Raw genomic sequence first — 2574 nt, forward strand, 5'->3', positions numbered from 1 at the left:
CTTACGCGGCCTCACGCCACATGAATTTGTGTGTGCCCAGTGGCAGAAAAACCCCGTTAACTTTACCCAGGACCCGACCCACCTCACGCTGGGACTATACATCTAAGGGCCCGATTATCAACAGCAAAGCCCGATCTAGCGAACTAGAGCGGGCTTTGCTATTGATAATCGGGCCGCTGACTCTACAGCTCGTGGGCCGGCAGCACGGTGCCGCGCACTTCGCCGAAGCCGATGCGCAGACCGTCCTTTTCGCAGTAGCCGCGCATGGTCACCGTGTCGCCGTCCTGCAGGAATTTGCGCTCCTGCCCGTCGGCCAGGGGCAGGGGCCTGGTGCCTTTCCAGGCCAGCTCCAGCATCGAGCCGAACGAGTCCGGGGTGTGGCCGCTGATGGTGCCGCTGGCGTACAGGTCGCCCACCTGCAGGTTGCAGCCGTTGCTGGTCTGGTGGGTGAGCTGCTGGGCCATGCTCCAGTACATGTACTGGAAGTTGGAGCGGCAGACGGTCGTTTCGGGGCCGGCGGCGGGCTGCAGACCCACTTCCAGGCTGATGGCGAAGTTATGCTCGCCGGTCTGGCGCAGGTACAGCAGCGGCTCGGGCTCCTGCCCCGGCCCGGCCGTGCGGAAGGGCTCCAGTGCGTCGAGCGTAACCACCCACGGCGACATGCTGCTGCCGAAGCTCTTGCCCAGAAACGGCCCCAATGGCACGTATTCCCAGCTCTGAATGTCGCGGGCACTCCAGTCGTTGAACAGCACCAGCCCGAAGATGTGCTCCTCAGCATACTGCAGCGGCACGGGCTGGCCCAGCTCGGTGGATTTGCCGCCGATGAAGGCTACTTCCAGCTCAAAATCCAGCTGCTGCGACGGGCCAAAGGTGGGCGCGGCAGCGTCGGGGGCCTTGCGCTGCCCGTTGGGCCGGCGAATGTCGGTGCCCGACACGACGATGGAGCTGGCGCGGCCGTGGTAGCCGATGGGAATATGGCGCCAGTTGGGCAGCAGCGCGTTGGCCGGGTCGCGGAACATGATGCCCACGTTGGTGGCGTGCTCGATGCTGGAGTAGAAGTCGGTGTAGTTGGCGGGCTTCACCGGGCGGCGCATTTCCACCTCGCGCTGGCGCACCAGGCAGGAGCGCACAGCCTCCTCGTTGTCGCGCAGCGCGGCATTGTCGTGGCGCAGCAGCTCCGACACGCGCTGGCGCACGGCCCGCCAGGTGGGTCGCCCCAGCCGGATAAAGGCGTTCAGCGAGGAGCGCCGGAACACCTTGGGCTGGGTCGGGATGTCGAGGTCTTCGAAAAAGCCGAACTGGCTCACCGCGTACAGGTCCAGCACGTAGTCGCCGATGGCCACGCCCACCCGCGGACCCCGCTCCGGCGTTTCGAAGATGCCGAAGGGCAGGTTCTGCAGCGGAAAGTCGTGGTCGGCGGGAATGTCAATCCAGGAGCGCAGGTCGGGGTTGTTCGGGTTGGTCATCGGGAAATAGGAGGGTAGATACGGGGCAAAGGTAAACCAGCCAGGGAAATGAGACGGAAGGAAAGCTGAATGGTGGTGTCGTTTGGGCAAAATCTACCAAATCCCTTACCTTGAGCCGAATCTGCCGCTGCCGATTGCCGCTACAGTGGCAGGGAGCTGAGTTGCGGGTACCGTGCCAACGGCAGGATGATACTCGCAAATCAGGTAAGAGCTAGTTGCGGCAATACAGATGTTGTGCGCCACTTTATTTGACAAACCCTAACTATGACACAATTAACACAAAAGACCTGGACTACTAAGAAAGAGGTCACTGTTGAAAATGACAGTTTGCTTATAAAGACAAAAAATGTTCGGGAAGATCTTGAATATAGAATTAAGTTTGAAGAACTTGGTTTCGACACAGTTAAGAAGCGAGTAAAATCTGCAAACATTCCTTTCTGTGCTTTTATATTATTTGACATCCTTTACATTGGACTTCTATTAAGCGCAGTAATAAACAAAGAAACTTTGTCTAAACAATTATTTTGGGTTGGCGCACTTGTTTTTTTTGGCATTGCGACAATTGCCGCATTTTATAATAGAAACAAAGACGTCATTTATTTGACAGGGGGACAAAAAGTACTTGAATTATTAGCAGCGCGACCTGACATACAAACTGTAACTGCATTTATTGCAACAATACATCAATCAATGAGGCAGCATTATAAAAAAAAGTATTCCAAATTTGACCCAGATACTACTTATGAAATGAAGCTTTATCAACTTAAATGGTTAAAGGAAATCAATGCAATTACTGACAAGGAATACAGTGAAATGCTTGACAATACAAAGACAGAAAACATCATTGGTTTTAGCCGTCCTAATTCGGAGAATTAAAGCGGCGCACAACAATCGTATTGCCAATAGTTGGGCGGGAAGTTGTTTCAATCGGCTTCATGTCGCTGTCGGCTTTTGTTCCGGCGGAAGAATTTATATTTGACTTTTGAATAAGTTTTTAATATTAGTAAGGGGCTTAGGAAGCAAATCGAGCTTAGAGGGGCCGTTGGCGAAGTTCTTTGAGCAAGACTTTATACACGTTTTCGTAGCGATGGTTGAAGCGAAATTCACA

The 2574-nt window shown here is 54.4% G+C and carries 2 protein-coding genes; one reads left to right on the forward strand and one right to left on the reverse strand.

Features of this window, described 5'->3' with window-relative positions; all coding sequences use genetic code 11:
- Nucleotides 1-182 precede the first annotated feature (182 nt).
- On the reverse strand, nucleotides 183-1466 hold the full coding sequence (gene fahA / locus ABD842_RS13870) for a fumarylacetoacetase (RefSeq protein ID WP_345114995.1): 1284 nt from the start codon (nucleotides 1464-1466) through the stop codon (nucleotides 183-185).
- 264 nt (nucleotides 1467-1730) lie between these two features.
- Here fahA and ABD842_RS13875 point away from each other — a divergent pair, with 264 nt between their 5' ends.
- Entirely contained in the window at nucleotides 1731-2342 is a 612-nt protein-coding gene (locus ABD842_RS13875) for a hypothetical protein (protein WP_345114998.1), read from the forward strand.
- Nucleotides 2343-2574: the final 232 nt, after the last annotated feature.

The organism is Hymenobacter algoricola, assembly GCF_039539525.1.
GTDB classification, from domain to species: domain Bacteria; phylum Bacteroidota; class Bacteroidia; order Cytophagales; family Hymenobacteraceae; genus Hymenobacter; species Hymenobacter algoricola.

What these genes read in the sequence shown, in the direction of transcription:
- fahA (WP_345114995.1), bottom strand. Translation starts at nt 1,466, where the DNA reads ATGACCAACCCGAACAACCCCGACCTGCGCTCCTGGATTGACATTCCC.
- ABD842_RS13875 (WP_345114998.1), top strand. Translation starts at nt 1,731, where the DNA reads ATGACACAATTAACACAAAAGACCTGGACTACTAAGAAAGAGGTCACT.